Annotated in this window: 15 protein-coding genes; 3 read left to right on the top strand and 12 right to left on the bottom strand. The window is 38.4% G+C overall.

All coding sequences use genetic code 11. The features are described from left to right. Nucleotides 1–112: 112 nt before the first annotated feature. The 4 genes from ACVRZH_RS02900 to parE all read right to left on the bottom strand — a co-directional run bounded on the left by ACVRZH_RS02900 (nucleotide 113) and on the right by parE (nucleotide 5,380). Nucleotides 113–343, bottom strand: coding sequence for a DUF2969 domain-containing protein (locus ACVRZH_RS02900; protein WP_447453825.1), 231 nt, complete (start codon nucleotides 341–343; stop codon nucleotides 113–115). Nucleotides 344–427: 84 nt separating this feature from the next. After that, nucleotides 428–2,887: a DNA topoisomerase IV subunit A gene (gene parC / locus ACVRZH_RS02905; protein ID WP_447453826.1), complete on the bottom strand. Its 2,460-nt coding sequence runs from the start codon at nucleotides 2,885–2,887 to the stop codon at nucleotides 428–430. 97 nt (nucleotides 2,888–2,984) lie between these two features. Then, nucleotides 2,985–3,398: a YkvA family protein gene (locus ACVRZH_RS02910; RefSeq protein WP_447453827.1), complete on the bottom strand. Its 414-nt coding sequence runs from the start codon at nucleotides 3,396–3,398 to the stop codon at nucleotides 2,985–2,987. A gap of 38 nt (nucleotides 3,399–3,436) precedes the next feature. After that, nucleotides 3,437–5,380, bottom strand: coding sequence for a DNA topoisomerase IV subunit B (parE, locus tag ACVRZH_RS02915; protein ID WP_447453828.1), 1,944 nt, complete (start codon nucleotides 5,378–5,380; stop codon nucleotides 3,437–3,439). A 131-nt stretch (nucleotides 5,381–5,511) separates the two neighbouring features. Between parE and plsY the strand changes: the two genes are divergently transcribed. Then, on the top strand, nucleotides 5,512–6,150 hold the full coding sequence (gene plsY, locus ACVRZH_RS02920; RefSeq protein WP_447453829.1) for a glycerol-3-phosphate 1-O-acyltransferase PlsY: 639 nt from the start codon (nucleotides 5,512–5,514) through the stop codon (nucleotides 6,148–6,150). Between the two features lie 111 nt (nucleotides 6,151–6,261). Here plsY and ACVRZH_RS02925 read toward each other — a convergent pair whose 3' ends face one another. The 4 genes from ACVRZH_RS02925 to ACVRZH_RS02940 all read right to left on the bottom strand — a co-directional run bounded on the left by ACVRZH_RS02925 (nucleotide 6,262) and on the right by ACVRZH_RS02940 (nucleotide 10,946). Beyond that, nucleotides 6,262–8,376 (bottom strand): 5'-nucleotidase C-terminal domain-containing protein, encoded by a 2,115-nt coding sequence (locus ACVRZH_RS02925; protein WP_447453830.1) that lies wholly within the window; start codon nucleotides 8,374–8,376, stop codon nucleotides 6,262–6,264. A gap of 148 nt (nucleotides 8,377–8,524) precedes the next feature. Beyond that, nucleotides 8,525–9,799 carry a dihydroorotase gene (locus tag ACVRZH_RS02930; RefSeq protein ID WP_447453831.1) on the bottom strand — a complete coding sequence of 425 codons (1,275 nt, stop codon included), beginning with the start codon at nucleotides 9,797–9,799 and terminating at the stop codon, nucleotides 8,525–8,527. Nucleotides 9,800–9,815: 16 nt separating this feature from the next. Continuing rightward, nucleotides 9,816–10,469 (bottom strand): uracil-DNA glycosylase, encoded by a 654-nt coding sequence (locus ACVRZH_RS02935; protein WP_447453832.1) that lies wholly within the window; start codon nucleotides 10,467–10,469, stop codon nucleotides 9,816–9,818. 294 nt (nucleotides 10,470–10,763) lie between these two features. Continuing rightward, entirely contained in the window at nucleotides 10,764–10,946 is a 183-nt protein-coding gene (locus tag ACVRZH_RS02940) for a hypothetical protein (RefSeq protein ID WP_447453833.1), read from the bottom strand. A 191-nt stretch (nucleotides 10,947–11,137) separates the two neighbouring features. Between ACVRZH_RS02940 and ACVRZH_RS02945 the strand changes: the two genes are divergently transcribed. Further along, nucleotides 11,138–12,049, top strand: a complete 912-nt coding sequence (locus tag ACVRZH_RS02945) for a polysaccharide deacetylase family protein (RefSeq protein ID WP_447453834.1) — start codon at nucleotides 11,138–11,140, stop codon at nucleotides 12,047–12,049. Between the two features lie 56 nt (nucleotides 12,050–12,105). On the opposite strand, the gene ACVRZH_RS02950 is transcribed toward ACVRZH_RS02945, so the two are convergent. Both ACVRZH_RS02950 and gyrA read right to left on the bottom strand, forming a co-directional pair. Continuing rightward, nucleotides 12,106–12,849, bottom strand: a complete 744-nt coding sequence (locus ACVRZH_RS02950) for a class A sortase (protein WP_447453835.1) — start codon at nucleotides 12,847–12,849, stop codon at nucleotides 12,106–12,108. Beyond that, nucleotides 12,833–15,271 (bottom strand): DNA gyrase subunit A, encoded by a 2,439-nt coding sequence (gyrA, locus tag ACVRZH_RS02955; protein WP_447453836.1) that lies wholly within the window; start codon nucleotides 15,269–15,271, stop codon nucleotides 12,833–12,835. The genes ACVRZH_RS02950 and gyrA overlap by 17 nt, the downstream gene beginning before the upstream one ends. Before the next feature lie 187 nt (nucleotides 15,272–15,458). Between gyrA and ACVRZH_RS02960 the strand changes: the two genes are divergently transcribed. Further along, nucleotides 15,459–16,442, top strand: a complete 984-nt coding sequence (locus tag ACVRZH_RS02960) for an L-lactate dehydrogenase (protein ID WP_447453837.1) — start codon at nucleotides 15,459–15,461, stop codon at nucleotides 16,440–16,442. Between the two features lie 203 nt (nucleotides 16,443–16,645). Here the strand turns inward: ACVRZH_RS02960 and nox are convergent, their stop codons facing one another. Both nox and ACVRZH_RS02970 read right to left on the bottom strand, forming a co-directional pair. Beyond that, nucleotides 16,646–18,016, bottom strand: coding sequence for a H2O-forming NADH oxidase (gene nox, locus ACVRZH_RS02965; RefSeq protein WP_447453838.1), 1,371 nt, complete (start codon nucleotides 18,014–18,016; stop codon nucleotides 16,646–16,648). A gap of 156 nt (nucleotides 18,017–18,172) precedes the next feature. After that, nucleotides 18,173–19,135, bottom strand: a complete 963-nt coding sequence (locus ACVRZH_RS02970) for an ABC transporter permease (protein ID WP_447453839.1) — start codon at nucleotides 19,133–19,135, stop codon at nucleotides 18,173–18,175.

Here is a 19,135-nt window from a genome sequence, read left to right on the forward strand (position 1 = left end):
CATCTTCTAAGGGATTAAAAAACTTTACTAAGAAACGAGTTCTAGTAAAGTTTTTTAGTCTGTTATTTGCAACAATAGCTGTTTAATTCCACAAAAAGCATTTAATCAATAATTAGTGATTTAAATTAAAGCTTTCTATAATATTTTCAATTGCCAAATTAATATCCTTATAAAAGGCTAAAACATTCTCATTTTTAACTACTGCAAATTTACCATCGATTTCTGCAATCTCACCAATGACTTTTTTTCCTAAACTTAAGTGATAGCCTTCTACAAACACATTATTCACTTTTACTTTTTGATCACTCAGTTGAATTTCAATCTTCTTGTCTTTTTTACTCATATTAAATACCTCTCTATCCTTACTCTTTATTGATTCTACACAAAAAAACCAAAACTAGCAAGTACTAGATTGGTTTTTTTCATCTTATGACTCAAAACGCTTTATTGTCGCTCTTGCGACTTGTTCATCTGAAATAGTATCAGAGATAAACGCTCCATTATGCGTTCTTTCAGATTCTGTGAGATTAGCTAAATTGATATGATACGTTTTACCTGTTTTAGAGGTGATTTCTAAGACCTCTTCTTTTACCTCGCTGACCAGATTGAATAAATCTAGGTCATCTTGTGGGGATTTGACAGTTCCCGCTGCAAAGACACGATGAGGTTTGGTTTTTAACTCTCTTAAAACAAGAAGACCACGATTGGCACGGCTTGTCACAGGTATCTGGTCAATATTCATACGTTTGATGCTACCTCGTTGTGTCAAGATATAGATACTCTGACCGGTCAGTGTGAAGGCTGCTACGAGATTATCATCTGATTTTAAATTGATTGCCTTGACTCCTGCTGCTTTGGCACCAATGATAGGCACTTCTGCACTTGAGAACCTTAGGGCATAACCTTTTTCAGTAACCAACATTACCTCTTCCACTGTTATTGGTGAGAGGGTCAAAACAGCATCTTCTTCATCTTTTAATTTAGCGTATTTGGTAGACTTAGAACGATAGGTGCGCCACGGCGTTAGCTCTTGACGCTCAAAGCGTTTTATCTGACCTTTTTGAGTGACAGCCAGATAGGTCCCTGTCTCAAAGGTATCAACTAAGTCAACATGAATAATGGTTTCATTTGAAGCAAAATTGGTCAAGGTCTGGCTGAGGTGTTCACCGATATCTTTCCAACGGATATCAGCCAACTCATGCACAGGACGATAGATGGCATTACCAAGGTTAGTAAAGAGCAAGAGATGCTGTGTTGTCTTGGCTTGTGATAGGAAGACTAGCTCATCATCATCACGACAACCCAACTCCTCAATGGTTGATGCAGAGAATGACCGTGGGCTAGTGCGTTTGAGATAACCTGCCTTGGTCACGCTAACATAGGTATCTTCTTCAGCAATCAAACTAGTCGTGTCAATCTCAATGACTTCTGCTTGGTCTTGTAACTCACTGAGACGCTTGGTCGCAAAAGCTTTTTTGACCTCACGCAATTCACGCTTCATCACATTAAACAAGGTTTTGTCATCACTCATAATCGCCATAAGCGTCATGATTTTATCACGCAAATCAGATTCTTCTTTTTGCAAGGTCACAATGTCTGTGTTAGTCAAACGATAAAGTTGTAAGGTCACAATAGCTTCAGCTTGTTCTTCTGAAAACTCATAGGAAACCTTAAGGTTTTCCTTAGCATCAGCTTTATTTTCCGATGCACGAATAAGGGCAATAACCTCGTCTAAGATGGAGATAACACGAATCAACCCCTCGACAATATGCAGTCGCTTTTCCGCTTTTTCTTTTTCAAACTTAGAGCGGGCTAAGATAATGGACTGACGGTGGCTAATATAGCTAGATAGAATGGTTTTTAGACCAACTTGTTTCGGTGTGAAGTGGTCAATGGCAACCATATTAAAATTGTAGTTAATCTGCAAGTCTGTATATTTGAACAGATAGTTGAGAATGGTCTGACTATCAGCATCTTTTTTGAGTTCAATGGCGATACGAAGTCCTGTTCGGTCTGATTCGTCACGCACTTCGGCAATTCCTGGAACCTTGTTATTGACACGGACATCATCAATTTTCTTGACCAAAACAGCCTTGTTGACGTCGTAAGGAATTTCGGTCACAATGATTTGTTCCTTGCCTCCCTTGATGGTTTCAATCGTCGTCTGACTTCTGATGACAATACGGCCTTTACCTGTTTCGTAGGCTTTTTTAATCTCGTCCTTGCCCTGAATAATACCACCCGTTGGAAAATCTGGTCCGGGCAAAAGTGTCATTAATTTGTCCAAGCTAGCAGTTGGGTGGTCAATCATGTAAATAACAGCATCAATGACCTCTGAAAGATTATGGGGTGGAATGTCTGTGGCATAACCTGCAGAAATACCTGTTGCCCCATTGACTAAAAGATTTGGGAAGGCTGCTGGAAGAACGGTCGGTTCTTTTTCGGTATCGTCAAAATTCCATGCAAATGGAACAGTTTTTTTATCAATATCGGCGAGCAAATAGCTGGCTATTTCGGATAAACGAGCCTCAGTATAACGCATGGCAGCTGGTGGGTCACCATCCATAGAACCATTATTCCCGTGCATCTCCACTAAGATTTCACGGTTCTTCCAATCCTGACTCATGCGCACCATAGCATCGTAAATAGAACTATCGCCATGAGGGTGGAAATTCCCCATGATATTACCGACCGACTTAGCTGACTTTCGATACCCCTTGTCGTGGGTATTACCATCCTTATTCATCGAATAGAGGATACGGCGTTGCACTGGCTTCAAGCCATCTCGAATGTCTGGCAGAGCCCGTTCTTGAATAATGTATTTGGAGTAACGTCCGAAACGCTCTCCCATGATGTCCTCTAAGGACATGTTTTGAATGTTAGACATAGAATAGCAGGACAAAAGTTAATAACTTTTGCAATATCCTTTCGTTAGAATGTATAAACTCAACCTGACCGTAATAATATTGTTTAGTGTTAAGTGATTATTTGATATCTTTATTGAGTCGTTTTCGCCATTGACGATACTCATACACATCCGACTCTACCATTTTCAAACAAGTCATTAAAACAACAGTGTCATCCAACAAACCTGCTCCAGGTATAAAATCAGGAACAAAATCAATTGGAGACAGGAAATAGATTAAGGCACTGATTATTGAAATAATACTACCTATTGGAATATCGGTATACTCACCCTTCACATAATTTCTGATTAATGATATTAAAGTTGGAATAATGGCTAATTTTTTCCCAATGGTTGGTATAAGACTAAGCTTTTCTTCCACTCGTTGCAAAAGTGTTTCCAATTCATCTCTATTATTCAAGAGTCCTTCTGATTTATTAAATTCTTTTTTGAGGGCTTTTAATGACTCTTTTTCAGACATTTTTTTAAACATTTTTATCTTCCTTATTTAACATAATTATAGTTTATTGACTAAAATAAAGTATTTTCTTCAAGTGTAAAGGTCACATTATCTTCTATCCATTTTCGGCGTGGGGCTGGTTTGTCTCCCATGAGAACAGAGACGCGACGTTCTGCTCTGGCGAGGTCTTCAATCGTAACACGGATTAGGGTGCGCGTGTCTGGGTTCATGGTTGTCTCCCAGAGTTGGTCAGCATTCATCTCACCAAGCCCCTTGTAACGTTGTAATAAGGCACCTTTGCCAAATTGCTGGCGAAGATTTTCCAACTCGCTATCTGACCAAGCATAAGCAATCTCCTCCTTTTTACCCTTACCTTTTGACATCTTATAAAGGGGGGGGAGAGCGATATAGACATGTCCTGCTTCCACAAGTGGTCTCATATAACGGTAAAAGAAGGTCAACAGAAGGGTTTGAATGTGAGCACCATCGGTATCCGCATCGGTCATAATAATGATTTTGTCATAGTTGATATCTTCTAGACTAAAATCAGCTCCGACACCAGCACCAATCGTATGAATCATGGTATTGATTTCCTCATTTTTAAGGATATCGGTCATCTTTGCTTTTTCCGTATTCAAGACCTTACCACGTAGTGGGAGGATGGCTTGGAATTTACGGTCACGTCCTTGCTTGGCAGAGCCACCGGCAGAGTCTCCTTCGACCAAGTAAAGCTCATTTTTCTGGGCATTTTTGGATTGAGCAGGGGTTAATTTCCCTGACAATAACCCTTTATCTTTTTTGTTTTTCTTGCCACTTCTCGCATCATCACGCGCCTTACGAGCAGCTTCTCTCGCGTCTCTAGCACGAATGGCCTTACGAATGAGATTGGCTGCTAATTCACCATTTTCCAGAAGGAAAAAGGTCAATTTCTCAGAAACAATACTATCAACTATTGGTCTGGCTAAAGGACTGCCTAGCTTGTCCTTGGTCTGCCCTTCAAATTGCAAATGCTCTTCTGGTACCAAGATAGATAAAATTGCTGATAAGCCTTCACGATAATCTGAGCCTTCTAAATTCTTATCTTTATCTTTCAAAAGCCCTGTTTTACGGGCGTAATCGTTCATGGCTTTGGTAATGGCAGATTTCAATCCCGTTTCGTGTGTCCCACCATCTTTAGTGCGAACATTGTTAACAAAGGACAAAATATTATCTGAAAAGCCATCATTGTACTGTAAAGCAATCTCTACTTGGAAATCATTTTCTTGCCCTTCAAAATAAATCACAGGCGTTAAGGTTTCCTTGTCTTCGTTGAGGTAGGCAACAAAGTCTTGCACCCCATTTTCATAATGGAAAACGGCCTCTTCACCACTCCGTTCGTCAATCAAAGATAAAGTAACCGTCTTCAATAAGAAAGCTGACTCATTCAAGCGTTCAGCAATAGTATTGAATTTGAAATCAGTGGTCGAGAAAATACGGTCATCAGGTAGGAAGGTTACTTTTGTCCCTGATTTTGTTTTTGGAGCTGTGCCGATTTTGGTCAAGGTTGTCACTGGCTTACCACCATCTTCAAAGCGTTGCTGATAGACAGAACCATCACGCGTGATTTCAACCTCCAACCAACTAGATAGCGCATTAACTACTGACGAGCCTACCCCATGGAGACCACCGGAAGTTTTATAGCCACCCTGACCAAATTTACCACCTGCATGGAGAACCGTAAAAATAACTTCAACGGTTGGAATCCCCATCGCGTGCATGCCGACTGGCATACCTCGACCACTATCAGATACAGATACCGAACCGTCTTTGTGAAGGGTCACTTCAATCTTATCTCCAAAACCCGACAAGGCCTCATCAACAGCATTATCGACAATTTCCCAAACCAAGTGATGCAGACCAGCTCCATCAGTTGATCCAATATACATTCCAGGACGTTTGCGTACAGCATCTAATCCTTCCAATACTTGGATGGCATCATCATTATAATTATGAATTGTTATCTCTTTCTTAGCCAAAAACCAACCTCCAGAATAATCATCTTTTTTATATTACAGTTTTTTCCTCTTTTTTGCAAAATTATTTTGTTTAAAAGCTATAAAAAAGTGCTATTAGTATCATTATCTATAAAATATGCTATAATAAGGGCATGATAATATTGGGTTTATTTTTAGTAGCCTACCTGCTCGGTTCTATACCAACCGGACTTTGGATTGGCAAATATATCTATGGCAAAAATTTAAGAGAATACGGTAGTGGTAACACTGGAACCACAAATACCTTCCGTATTTTAGGTGTCAAGGCTGGCATCATAACGCTTATTGTTGATAGTTTAAAAGGGACATTAGCAACGGTTTTACCAATTTGGCTTGGGGTTACAACGGTCTCACCCATTGTCATTGGCTTATTTGCTGTTATTGGCCATACTTTTCCTATTTTCGCGCAATTTAAAGGTGGTAAGGCAGTTGCAACAAGCGCTGGTGTTTTATTGGGCTTTGCTCCGAGTTTCCTGATTTTTCTGGTAAGTTGGTTCTTGATCAGCCTATATCTGTTCAGTATGATCTCCTTTTCAAGTATCAGTTCAGCTTTCTTAGCTATTATCGGAGTTTTTCTTTTTCCACAAATCGATGTCCTAATTCACGGCTTTGATTGGTTATTCACGCTTATCGTATTAACCTTAGCAATGATTATTATTCTAAGACACAAGGAAAATATTGACCGAATCCGACAAAAGAAGGAAAATCTCGTTCCTTTTGGGTTAAATCTAACCAAACAAAAGCCCCGTTAAGTCAAGCATTAATCTTTCGATTTTTGTGCTAGTCACTTGTCATTTGTGTAAAAGGCAATTGAAGACATATTAAAAAGGTTGTTTAAAGCAACCTTTTTAATATGGAATCGTTTAATCTTTTTTAGATTTAGTGATAAATCCTGCACCAATAAAGCTGAATAAGCCACCAATTACTGCAAAGACACTACCTACATCTCCTGTCTTAGGAAGTGTAGCTTTAGCTTGAGAAGCACTAGATACACTAGCCGTTGACAATGGCATTACTTTTTTCTCTTCCTTCATTTCTGGAGTTGCCACTTCCTTAGGTTCTTCTAACAAGATACCCTCTGGTTGTGGGAACACATATGTTGGTAATTCGTATGTTGGAGGATTTTTAGAAACCTCTACATGTTTTACATCTCCCTGCTGTTTAGGGTAAAGAGCCTTATAATCTTTTTCATTGATGGCTACTAAACGTTTGTTTGGATTGATTTCCTTATAAGTCAATAAATCAACCTTTTTGAGATATTCAGCAAAGACTTCGTCCATTGACGGACCTTCTTCACGCGCGCCATTCAACATCTTGTACCCATCGCCGCCTGCTGCAAGGAAGTCATTAGTTGCAAGATAGTAAGTTTTTTCAAGATCTAGGGGCTCATATTGTCCTGTTTCTTTATTCAATACTTGAATAGACAGCACACGCTCATTTGCATCTTTGGTCGTATCGTAAAATACTTTAACACCAGCTGTATGTAAGAATGGACCGTTTGGTTCCAAGAGTGGCAAACCTCTCTCATCAAGAACTGTTTTCCCTGTTTCTTTGTTTAATTGTAGGGGTGAAGAGAATGATTTCATAAACATCTCTTTAACTTGTTGACCAGTTAATTGGATTTGAGAAATAATATTACCAAACGGCAATACAGCAATGATATCACCTTTTGTTACTGGGGCATTTTCTTTAATCGTTTCACGAATACCTCCACCGTTTGTGACAGCGATATCCGTTTTATGTGAAAATCCTGTTTGCCCATATTCATAAAGAGAATCTGCAATTGCATTACCTAGGTTGGTTTCGCGAACACGAACGTGATTTCTATTACCTTCTAGCTTAACTGGATTGTTTTCAATCACAACGACAGCATTATCGGCATCAAATTTAGCTTTAACATTTGCTACCATCTTACTGATTTTCTCAGTTGGAATAACATCCTTAACATCTTTATAGCTAAGGTTTTGAGCATCAATTACTCCGTCTTTTGATAATCTAATTTTACCGATGTTTTCAAGGTAACTTCCTGTTTGATTATAGACGACGTGACCAAATTTATCTGTATGAACTGTGTGAGAGTGACCGTCAATTAAAATCACTTTCTTATCTGCTAATAGTGGGTTGGCATCTAAAGCTTTGGCTAATGTGCTACCTTTCCATTCTTCAGGTGTTGTTGCATCAATACCCATATGAGCTAAAATAACATAGTTATTATAGACAACATTCTCTGCTTTAGCTTTGGCTTCAATCTCTGCTATAGCGTTGTTGACTTCTGTAATTGGATCTCTGAATTCTACACCTACCACATTTTTAGGGTGTGTTTTTGTATAAGTTTCAGGTGTTGTAACACCGATAACAACAAATTCATCTCCTTTAACAGTCTTATCCTTATCAATGATTGTACTTGCTTCAAACAAGCGAACATTATTAACATAAGTGTTGACACTTAGTAATGGGAATTTAAGTTTTTCTTTATAAGTATTAACAGTTGTTAAATCGAAGTCAAATTCATGGTTACCCACTGCCATCGCATCAAAGTCCATGTTATTCATGATTTCCAACATGTCAAGACCTTTACTGCTATTAGAAATTGGCAAACCTTGGAAGGCATCTCCTGCATCTAACAATAAGGTTAGTTGATCAGTCTTAGCTTTTTCTTCCTTGACAACACCATCTAGTTTAGCTAAGCCAATAACAGGAGTTCTGGCTTTAGCATTTTCTTCGATACGACCGTGGATGTCATTCGTATGTAAAATCACAACATCTTTATCAAAAACCGGTAATTCTTCACCAGTTACATCATTGCTGACTGTTGTCTCAGTTGAAACAGCGTTGGATGTTGTCGGCTCTGCACCCGTGTTAGATGTAACAACAGCTGGCTCTGTAGTTTCTTCTGCATAAGCCGTTGTACTTGCTAAAATAGCTGTTGACAAGAGTAAGCTCGAAAGAGCTGGAATCACTAAGGATTTCTTTTTCATCTTTTCCTCCAAAGATTTAATTTAATGTTACACTCATATTATAACAGTTATCCTTATGTTTTTGAACCTTTTTTTGAAAAATGTTCACGAAAAAGATAAAAAACAAATAATATTAGTTAACAATAATGATAAATGAACTAAAAAACGACTATTTCTGATTAGAATAGATGATTTCCCCACGACAAATCGTATAATGAATCTTTCCTTTTAATCTTTCTCCGATGAATGGTGAATTGATTGACTTGGATTGAAAATCTGATGAAATAAGTCGTTCAATTGTAGGATCAAAAATAACGATATCGGCTGGACCTCCCTCAGCTAAATAACCAGCATTAAGGCTATATAATTCTGCTGGATGATATGTCATCTTAGCGAGTAACTCGCTTAAAGTCAGTTCTCCTGTTGCTACTAAATGCGTTAAACCTAACGATAGTGATATTTCAAGTCCTGTCATTCCAGATGGGGCTTTGGTAATGTCTTTTGTCATTTTTTCACTAGGATGATGAGGAGCATGGTCGGTAGCAATAACAGTGATAACACCTGTTTTCAAACCATCGATAATAGCTTGGCGATCCCTTTCTAATCTCAAAGGCGGATTCATTTTAGCATTAGCACCTTTTTCGAGCAAAAGCTCTTCTGTTTTAGAAAAATGTTGTGGAGTCACTTCTGCTGTAATTTGTGCACCTAATTGTTGAGCAAATGCGACGACCTTAACACTCTCTGCTTTTGACAAATGCTGAATATGCAGTCTAGCTTGACGATCATATGCAATCATGACATCACGGGCAATCATGCTATATTCGGCAACACCTGTTGCACCACAGACATGAAAATGTGATTGAGCAATATGTTCGTTTAACCCAAGAACACCATTTAATTTTGGATCTTCCTCATGGAGACTAATGAGGCAATCATTTTCTCTTGCTAAATCTAAGGCATTTTTTAGAACATTACTATCTGTCAAAGGAATACCATCATCTGAAAACCCTATTGCACCAGCTTCAAGTATCCCCTTAAAATCTGTCAACGTCTTTCCATCAAAATCCTTAGTAATGGTCGCAACGGTATGAATATTAATGTCTTCTTTTTGTGCAGACTGTAATACTTCTTGAACCAACTCTGGTGTTGAAATGGCTGGGCTAGTATTTGCCATCATCACAACCGTTGTGATACCTCCTGCGGCAGCTGCTTTTGCGCCTGTATGAATATCTTCTTTGTGTGTCTGACCAGGTTCTCTAAAATGGACATGAATATCTACTAATCCTGGTGCAACAACTAGACCTTTAGCATCAATGACTCGAGCTCCTTCTGCTATTAACTGAGGGGCAATCTTCTTAATCTGACCATCAACTACTAAAACGTCTAGTACCTCATCACGATTGGATTTTGGATCAATCACTCGACCATTCGTTATCAATAACATTTTATCCTCCCCTTTTTTAAGCTAACCAGTTAATCTCTTCTAATCGATGCTGTTTCAAGAAAGCATTCGCCTGTGAAAAAGGCTTGCTACCAAAGAAACCTCGATAAGCCGATAAGGGACTTGGGTGGGCACTTTCAATAATGAGGTGTCTAGGATTAGTAATAAGTCCCTTTTTCTTTCTAGCATAGCCGCCCCATAGAATAAAGACAACTGGGCTATCTTTCTGATTGACAACCTTAATGATGGCATCTGTGAAAGGCTCCCAAATCAGATTAGCATGACCATTGGGCTGATGTTCTGGAACGGTGAGACAAGCATTAAGCAACAGCACGCCTTGTTCTGCCCAAGCTGTTAAATCATGGTTAGCCTTGACACCAATATCGTCTGACAATTCTTTTAAAATATTTTGAAGCGATGGTGGTGCAGGGATATGATTAGGAACAGAAAAAGATAGTCCTTGGGCTTGATTAGGGCCATGATAAGGATCTTGACCTAATATCACAACTTTGACATCACCTAAATCAGTCGTTTGAATGGCATTAAAAACCTTATCTCTAGGCGGATAAATCCTTGCTTGAGCGTAAACCTTATCCATAAATTGATTAATCTGTGCATAGTAACCATCAGGCAACTCTTTTTTGATTAAATCATGCCAACGAGAATGCTTCATCCTAAACCTCCACTTGTTTTTTTATCAGTATACCACTTTTTAACGAACAAAAAAAGAAAAGATGTCGATAAAAAATCGTGATTTCATAGAAATTGACATGATAATATTTCTATAATGTTAACTAACTAGGGTATCTCTTTGTTCGACAAAATCTTAGATCCAGTCATCAACTGTTCCTTCATAATAAAACGAAACACCATTTTGCTCTGATCAGGTTAAAGGCTCTCATCCTAGAACTCCTTATTAGCTGATACTATATGGTTATCGGTCTTTAATGCTCACTTGATATACATTTCAGCAGGATTTGTCTGTCTCATCAAACAAGGCAGAAACAATAGAAATACTGACCTCTGACAAGCTATCCTCAATAGACACCACAAACTCATAATCATGACCTTCAACAAGTAACCGCTCCTTATCTATTTGAATTAAAACTACTATTTTTGAAATGGTAATCAGTAATGTTATCACTGTCAAGTTTTTCTCCACAGTCTCCTTCAGTAAAAGGACACCTCACTAGCAACTTTCTTAAAACTTAACAAGGGAATCTTTGCTGTCATCATCTTACCTCACGTATAACATTTCTTCAAATACAGTAAAAAGGAGTTAAAAACACCCCTTAAACGTGTTATAATGGCTAGTAGTAATCAAGGAGGATATCGTAGCATATGCAATCACGAACCAGTAAATATTCTAAAAAACACCTAAGGCCACTTATTATCATTCTCGTGTTACTTCTTCCAGTATTGTCTTATTTTGTCTATAAACCAATCAAACAGATTTTAAAGCCAGAACAGACAATTACAAAAAGCGTGATGAAAAAAACAAGTCAAAAAGAAACACCACCTACTGTTTCAACCAATATAGACGATAATAACACTGATTGGCAACCTCAGGATACACCCGTTAAAATTCCTATTTTGATGTATCATGCCATTCATCACATGGGCCCAGAAGAAGCACCTAATGCCAACCTAATCGTCGCCCCAGAGGTTTTTGAAAGCCACATCAAAGGGCTCAAAGAAGCTGGTTATTACTTTTTAACTCCGGATGAAGCGTATAGAGCCTTGACAGAAAACAGTCTTCCGAGTGATAAAGTTGTTTGGTTAACTTTTGATGATAGCCTATGGGATTTCTATCAAATTGCTTATCCTATCATGAAACAGTATGAGGTTAAAGCGACTAATAATGTTATCACTGGCTTTACAGAAAATGCTCAGATTGGTCACCTAACCTTAGAACAAATAAAAGAAATGAAATCCAACGGCATGAGCTTTGAAAGCCATACCGTTACTCATCCTGATTTATCACAAACAGACGTTCAAAGTCAATACTACCAACTAGAGCAATCTAAACAGTACCTTGATAACCAGTTAGACCAAATAAGTATCGCTATCACCTACCCATCAGGACGCTATAATGATAGTACGCTTACGATTTCAGAACAATTTTATAAACTAGGTCTAACGACTAATGAAGGAATAGCTTCTAGATCAGATGGATTACTAACCTTAAAAAGAGTTAGAATATTACCAACTACGGACGTCGAAAGCCTTATCTCATATATCGAACATAACTAACATAAGAATTATAAAAAGCTGTCTTACAGAATTTCACTCTGAAAGACAGCTTTTTCTTAGATATTGACTTGATTATAAGTCATACTGAAGGCGTCAACAACTTCTTTAGAAGATTTATCAAATGAAAATTCTTCCTTAAACGTTGCGTGAACAATGATACGCCCTGTAGCCTCAAAGTCATCACAAGTCACCAACGTCACTTGTGTTTTACCTGGAACATCATCAATAACCTCAACATGCTCTGGTGTGACCGTAAACACATTATCGATCACATAGCTATACACTTTGTCTTTATCAGTCAAGTAGATTATCATCCCATTTTCAGCACGTTCTAAAGGCGAAAAGAGCATTTGTGAAGCACCTAGTGTGCCAAACATATGATGGCTAGCTAGAGCATAGTTACCTTTTCCCATTTCCTGTTCTGGTTTCATGGTACCAGCACCATAAAACAGCTCTGTATTTCCCATTCCCTTGAAAATCGGTAAGTTAATACCTAACTCAGGAATAGCAATACCACCAATAACTGGTAACTCTTGTGCGTCCATCTGTGCTTTTAAAACACTTTCCGTACTTACTGATTCAACTTGTTCAAAATCAAAAGTTGTTTCAACTGTTTTATTTTCCTCTAATTTATCCTTACTAACATTTACGACTTGATATTTGTTTGAATTATTAGCAATGATACTATTTCGGATAGATCTATTAAAAATTAAAGCTATACCGATAATCATCAAAAGAACCATTAAACTGATTCTTAAGCTATTTTTCAGCTTACGAGACATATTATTCCTCTTCTTCATCTTCTGGTGCAACCATTGTAAAGGTTACAATTTTAGCATTGTCATCTAATCTCATGACTTTCACGCCTTGAGTAGATCGACCTGTTTGTGAGATAGTCATGATAGTTGTCCTGATAATAACACCTGTATCCGTAATAATCATGATATCCTCATCTCCAGAGACAGTTACTAGACCTGCCAAGTAACCATTCTTCTCTGTGATATTAGCAGTCTTGATGCCTTTTGTAGCTCTACCCTTCGTTGGATACTCACTAGCACTCGTACGCTTACCATAACCTTTTTCAGTGATGATAAGCACTTCTTGATCATCAGTGATACGTGCAGCGCCTACGACACTATCGCCCTCACGGAGTTTGACACCATTAACACCTGTGGCACTACGGCTCATACTACGTACAGATTCCTCTGGAAAACGTACCGAGTAACCAAATCGTGTCCCAATGATTATGTCTTCTTGACCATCGGTTAGGAGAACGTTAATCAAAGCATCTCCGTCACGTAGATTGAGAGCTTTCAGACCATTTTGACGGATATTGGCAAATTCAGCAACCGATGTTCGCTTCACCACGCCATAACGTGTCGTAAAGAAGAGGTACTTATCGTTATCCAGCTGCCTATCCATACGAATCAAGGTCTGGATACTTTCTCCTTCATCAAGTTTCAATAGATTAACTACTGGTAGTCCTTTAGCAGATCGGCCATACTCAGGAACTTCATACCCTTTCAAACGATAAACGCGTCCCATATTGGTAAAGAAGTACAGATAATCATGTGTGTTCATGGATAAGAGTTCACGGACAAAATCATCTTCATTAACTCCAATCCCTTGAACACCACGACCACCACGCTTCTGAGCTCTAAATTCGTCTTGGGCTAAACGCTTGATGTAACCTTTATTAGAAAGTGTGATAAGCACATCAGACTCTTCGATAAGGTCTTCATCTTCAATGGACAAGACTTCACCCACCATCAATTCTGTCCGACGGTCGTCATTATACTTACGCTTAACCTCATCCAATTCTTCCTTGATAATCGCTACAACTCGTTCCGGCTTGGCAAGAATATCGGTTAAATCAGCAATCAAAGCTAATAACTCGTCATACTCTGATTGGATTTTATCACGTTCCAATCCTGTCAAACGACGGAGACGCATATCCAAAATCGCTTGACTTTGACGCTCTGACAGGTCAAACTTCGCCATCAATTCCTTTTGAGCCGCTTCATCGGTCTCACTAGCACGAATGATACGAATGACTTCGTCAATATGGTCTAGTGCAATGAGCAAACCTTCTAAAATATGAGCGCGATTTTCAGCCTTTGCCTTGTCAAATTCAGTACGTCTGACAATAACCTCTTTTTGATGGGCGATATAATTATCTAATATCTGGCGGAGCGACAATATTTTAGGTACGCCTTGTTCAATCGCCAACATATTAAAACTGAAATTAGTTTGCAAGCTTGTCAGCTTAAACAAGTTATTTAAGATAACGCTGGCACTAGCATCACGACGAACTTCAATGACAAAACGAACACCCTCACGATTGGATTCATCACGGACGGCTGTTATACCATCAATTCGTTTTTCCTGTGCCAACTTGACAATATGCTCATGCACCTTGGTTTTGTTGACCATGTAAGGAAATTCTGTTACGACGATTCGTTCACGACCAGATGATGTCGTCTCAATCTCAGTTCGAGATCGAAGTACAATAGAGCCTTTTCCTGTTTCATAAGCCTTGTGTATCCCTGATTTGCCCATGACCATAGCACCAGTCGGGAAATCTGGACCTGGTAAAACTTCCATGAGAACACGTGTCGTCACGTCAGGATTATCCATCACCAACTTAACAGCGTCAATGGTTTCACCCAAATTATGGGGAGGAATATTAGTCGCCATACCTACAGCAATACCCGTTGCCCCATTCACCAAAAGGTTCGGGAAGCGAGCAGGCAACACAAGAGGTTCACGTTCACTACCATCATAGTTATCCGCAAAATCAACAGTATTTTTATTGATGTCACGAAGCATCTCTAGTGCAATTTTACTCATTCGAGCTTCTGTGTAACGCTGAGCGGCTGCACCATCACCATCCATCGAGCCAAAGTTACCATGGCCATCAACGAGCATGTAGCGATAGCTCCACCACTGCGCCATACGAACCATGGCTTCATAAATAGATGAATCACCATGAGGATGGTATTTACCCATAACATCACCTGTGATACGGGCTGATTTTTTATGTGGCTTATCTGGTGTTACACCCAGTTCATTCATCCCATATAAAATACGGCGATGTACAGGCTTTAACCCATCTCTAACATCTGGCAATGCGCGTGCCACAATAACACTCATGGCATAATCGATGAAACTCGTTTTCATCTCAGTTGTCAGATTTACATCAACTAAATTTCTGTCCTGCATTCCGTGCCTCTTTCATGATATAACTCCCTTTATTATAGCATAAAAAGTAGCTTTTTTCACTTTTGTAAGCGTTGTCTGTAAACAATTTTCATTTTTTTCTATTTAACCGTGACATTTTCAATGTAACATGCTAAAATATAGCTGTGTGGGGAATACTCCCTAAAAAATTAAAGGAGAAGTTTAGAACATGTCATTAACTAAACAACATAAAAAAGTAATCCTTGTCGGTGATGGTGCAGTAGGTTCTTCTTACGCTTTTGCTCTTGTTACACAAGGTATCGCACAAGAACTTGGTATTATTGATATTTTCAAAGAAAAAACACAAGGTGATGCTGAGGATTTAAGCCACGCTCTTGCTTTTACATCACCTAAAAAAATCTATGCTGCTGATTACTCTGACGCACATGATGCAGACCTTGTTGTGTTGACAGCTGGTGCACCTCAAAAACCAGGTGAGACTCGTCTTGATTTGGTCGAAAAAAATCTTCGTATCAACAAAGAAGTGGTTTCACAAATTGTTGCTTCTGGTTTCAATGGTATTTTCTTAGTTGCTGCTAACCCCGTTGATGTGTTAACATACTCTACATGGAAATTCTCTGGATTCCCTAAAGAACGCGTTATTGGTTCAGGAACTTCTTTAGACTCAGCACGTTTCCGTCAGGCACTTGCAGATAAAATTGGTATTGATGCGCGTTCAGTCCACGCTTATATCATGGGTGAACACGGAGACTCAGAGTTTGCTGTCTGGTCACATGCCAATGTAGCCGGGGTAAAATTGTATGAATGGTTACAATATAACCGTGATATTGATGAGCAAGGTCTTGTTGATCTCTTTATCTCAGTTCGTGATGCGGCTTACTCTATCATCAACAAAAAAGGTGCTACCTACTATGGTATCGCCGTAGCATTAGCTCGTATTACTAAAGCTATTCTTGACGATGAAAAAGCAGTTTTGCCATTATCTGTCTTCCAAAACGGACAATATGACGGAGTTGAAGATGTCTTTATTGGACAACCTGCCATTGTTGGAGCACATGGTGTCGTTCGTCCAGTCAATATTCCCCTTAACGATGCTGAACTCCAAAAAATGCAAGCTTCAGCAAAACAATTAAAAGATATTATTGAAGAAGCATTTGCAAAAGAAGAGTTTGCTTCTGCATCAAAAAACTAATATTATAACTAGCACTATAAAAACTTCTAGATAAGCGTCTAGAAGTTTTTATTATTCATAAGCTTACAATCTTCTTCACATCAGCATAATTAGGAATGTTCCCAATTTGTAAAATTAAGCTAAAATGCTGTTTTAAAAACTGATCAGCTCTCCCATTAGACACATAAAAAGCAAACCTCATTTGAAGTTTGCTTTTAAAGGTATTAGTCTTTAGCTGTTAAAGCTGCCATTGTAATGTAGTTGTATGGCTTATTGAAGTGTGGCAAGAAGAGAATATCAAGCAAAGCTAATTTCTCGATAGTCACTTGTTCTTGAATAGCTAATGAGAACATGTGCATACCCATTGAGATATCTTCTTTAGAAGCCATTTGAGCACCTAAAACAACTCGAGTATCTTTGTCATAAACGATACGAAGTTTTACTTCATGGTTATCATGCTCCATGAATTCTGGTTTTTGGAGATCAGAGAAATCAGTTGCAACGGCATTGTATCCAAAGCGTTTTGCTTTCTCAAGTGTCAAACCAGTTGATACCATCTTGAGGTCATAGATTGAAATACCGTTTGAACCTTGCACACCAGCTGTTTCAAGTTCTGTACCACACACATTATGTGCCGCAACAATAGCTGTACGAACAGCATTTGAAGCAAGAGCAATGTAATTAGTATCTTGAAGTGAGTTATCGTAAACTGTTGCACAATCTCCGATAGCGTAAACGTCTTTCATGCTTGTTTCACCTTTTTTGTTAACAAGGAAAGCACCGTTACGGAAGAGTTCAAGTTTGCCATCACCAAGAGCAGTATTTGGACGGAATCCAACAGCAAGGATAACCATGTCAACATCAAATGTCTCTTTATCAGTTACAAGACGTTCTACTTTACCATTTCCTTCTACTGCTGTTACCGTTTGACCAAATGCTAATTTAATACCATGGTCTTCAAGGTTTTTGTTCATCAAATCAGTAAATTCAGGATCGTAGTATCCACCAAGTGATGTTTCAGCAATATCAACAAGAATAACTTCTTTATTCAAACGCTCGAAAGCTTCTGCAAGCTCAACACCAATATAACCAGCACCAACAACGGCAACACGCTTAATATCTGGGTTGTTAAGTTTTTCAATCACTTCAGCTGAGTTTTGATACAATTTAACAAATTGAAGATTTTCAAGAGTTGCCTTGAATTCACGTGAACCTTCTTGAATTTCAGCTCCTTTGATTGGTGGCAAGATTGGTTGTGAACCAGTAGCCAAAATCAATTTATCATAGCTTTCAACGTGTTTTTGGCCGTTAACAATTGCTGTTACTTCTTTTTTATCGTAGTCGATAGATTCAACTGGAGATTCCATATAAACTTTTGCACCAGCTGCTTCAAGTTTCTCTTTATCAGAATAGAAAAGTCCTTCTGGTCCTGAGATTTGTTTACCGATCCAAAGCGCCATACCACATCCTAAGAATGAGATGTTAGAGTTTTGGTCGAACACAACAACTTCGTTTTCTGAACCATAGTTATTTAAAATGGTGTTAATAGCAGATGTACCTGCATGGTTTGCACCAACAACAACGATTTTACTCATTATATCAATTCCTCTTTTCACTAAATATGTAATAATTTACTACTCTATTATACCATATATAACAAACGCTTACAAGATGAACGACTTATAAAGAAATATTTCACGAACTTGCCCATACTAAAAACACCCTAGCAAAGCCTAGAGGTGTTCTTAATATTATTTAGACTTAATATAATTTTGACCATTTGCTTTTGGTCCCACTGCTTGCCCAAAGAATACAGCTAATACAACAACGGTTAAAGCATAAGGTGCCATTTGAAGATATACTGTTGGTATTTTTGATAATAAAGGAAGTTGGCTACCAATAACAGCTAAACTTTGAGAAATACCAAAGAAGAGACTGGCTAACATAGCACCAATTGGGTTCCATTTACCAAAAATCATTGCAGCAAGAGCAATAAAGCCAGGTCCTAAAATGGTCGTTGCTGCGAAGTTAACTGAAATGAGTTGGGCATAAATAGCTCCGCCAATACCACCTAAAAAACCAGATATCATGATTCCAAAGTATCTCATTTGGTAAACATTGATACCAAGTGTATCCGCAGCTTGTGGGTGTTCACCAACTGATCTCAAGCGTAAGCCAAAACGTGTTTTGTAAAGGATATACCAAGCTACAAATGAGAATAAAACAGCGATATAGCCAACCAAAGCAGTATTTTTAAAGAAAATATCGCCAATAACTGGAATATCCGACAAGATAGGGAAATCAAATTTACCAAATGATTGTTGAATGTTATCTGTCTGTCCCTTACCATAAAAAGCTTTAACAAGGAAAATTGATAAGGCTGGTGCTAATAGGTTAAGTACTGTTCCACTAACAACATGGTCTGCACGAAAATTAACAGTAGCTACTGCATGGATTAAAGAAAACAATAAACCTACTACTCCACCAACTAAAACAGCAATCCAAGGTGTTGCCTTACCAAGAGTTTCAGCAAATTCTAGATTGAAAACAATACCCGAAAATGCCCCCATAACCATAATACCTTCCAGACCGATGTTAACCATACCAGATCTCTCAGAGAAAGTACCGCCAATACTTGTAAATATTAATGGTGTGGCATAAATCAACATTGATGAAACCAACAATGATAGAATTGTGACGACATCTAATGACAT

It is taken from the genome of Streptococcus fryi (genome assembly GCF_053206505.1).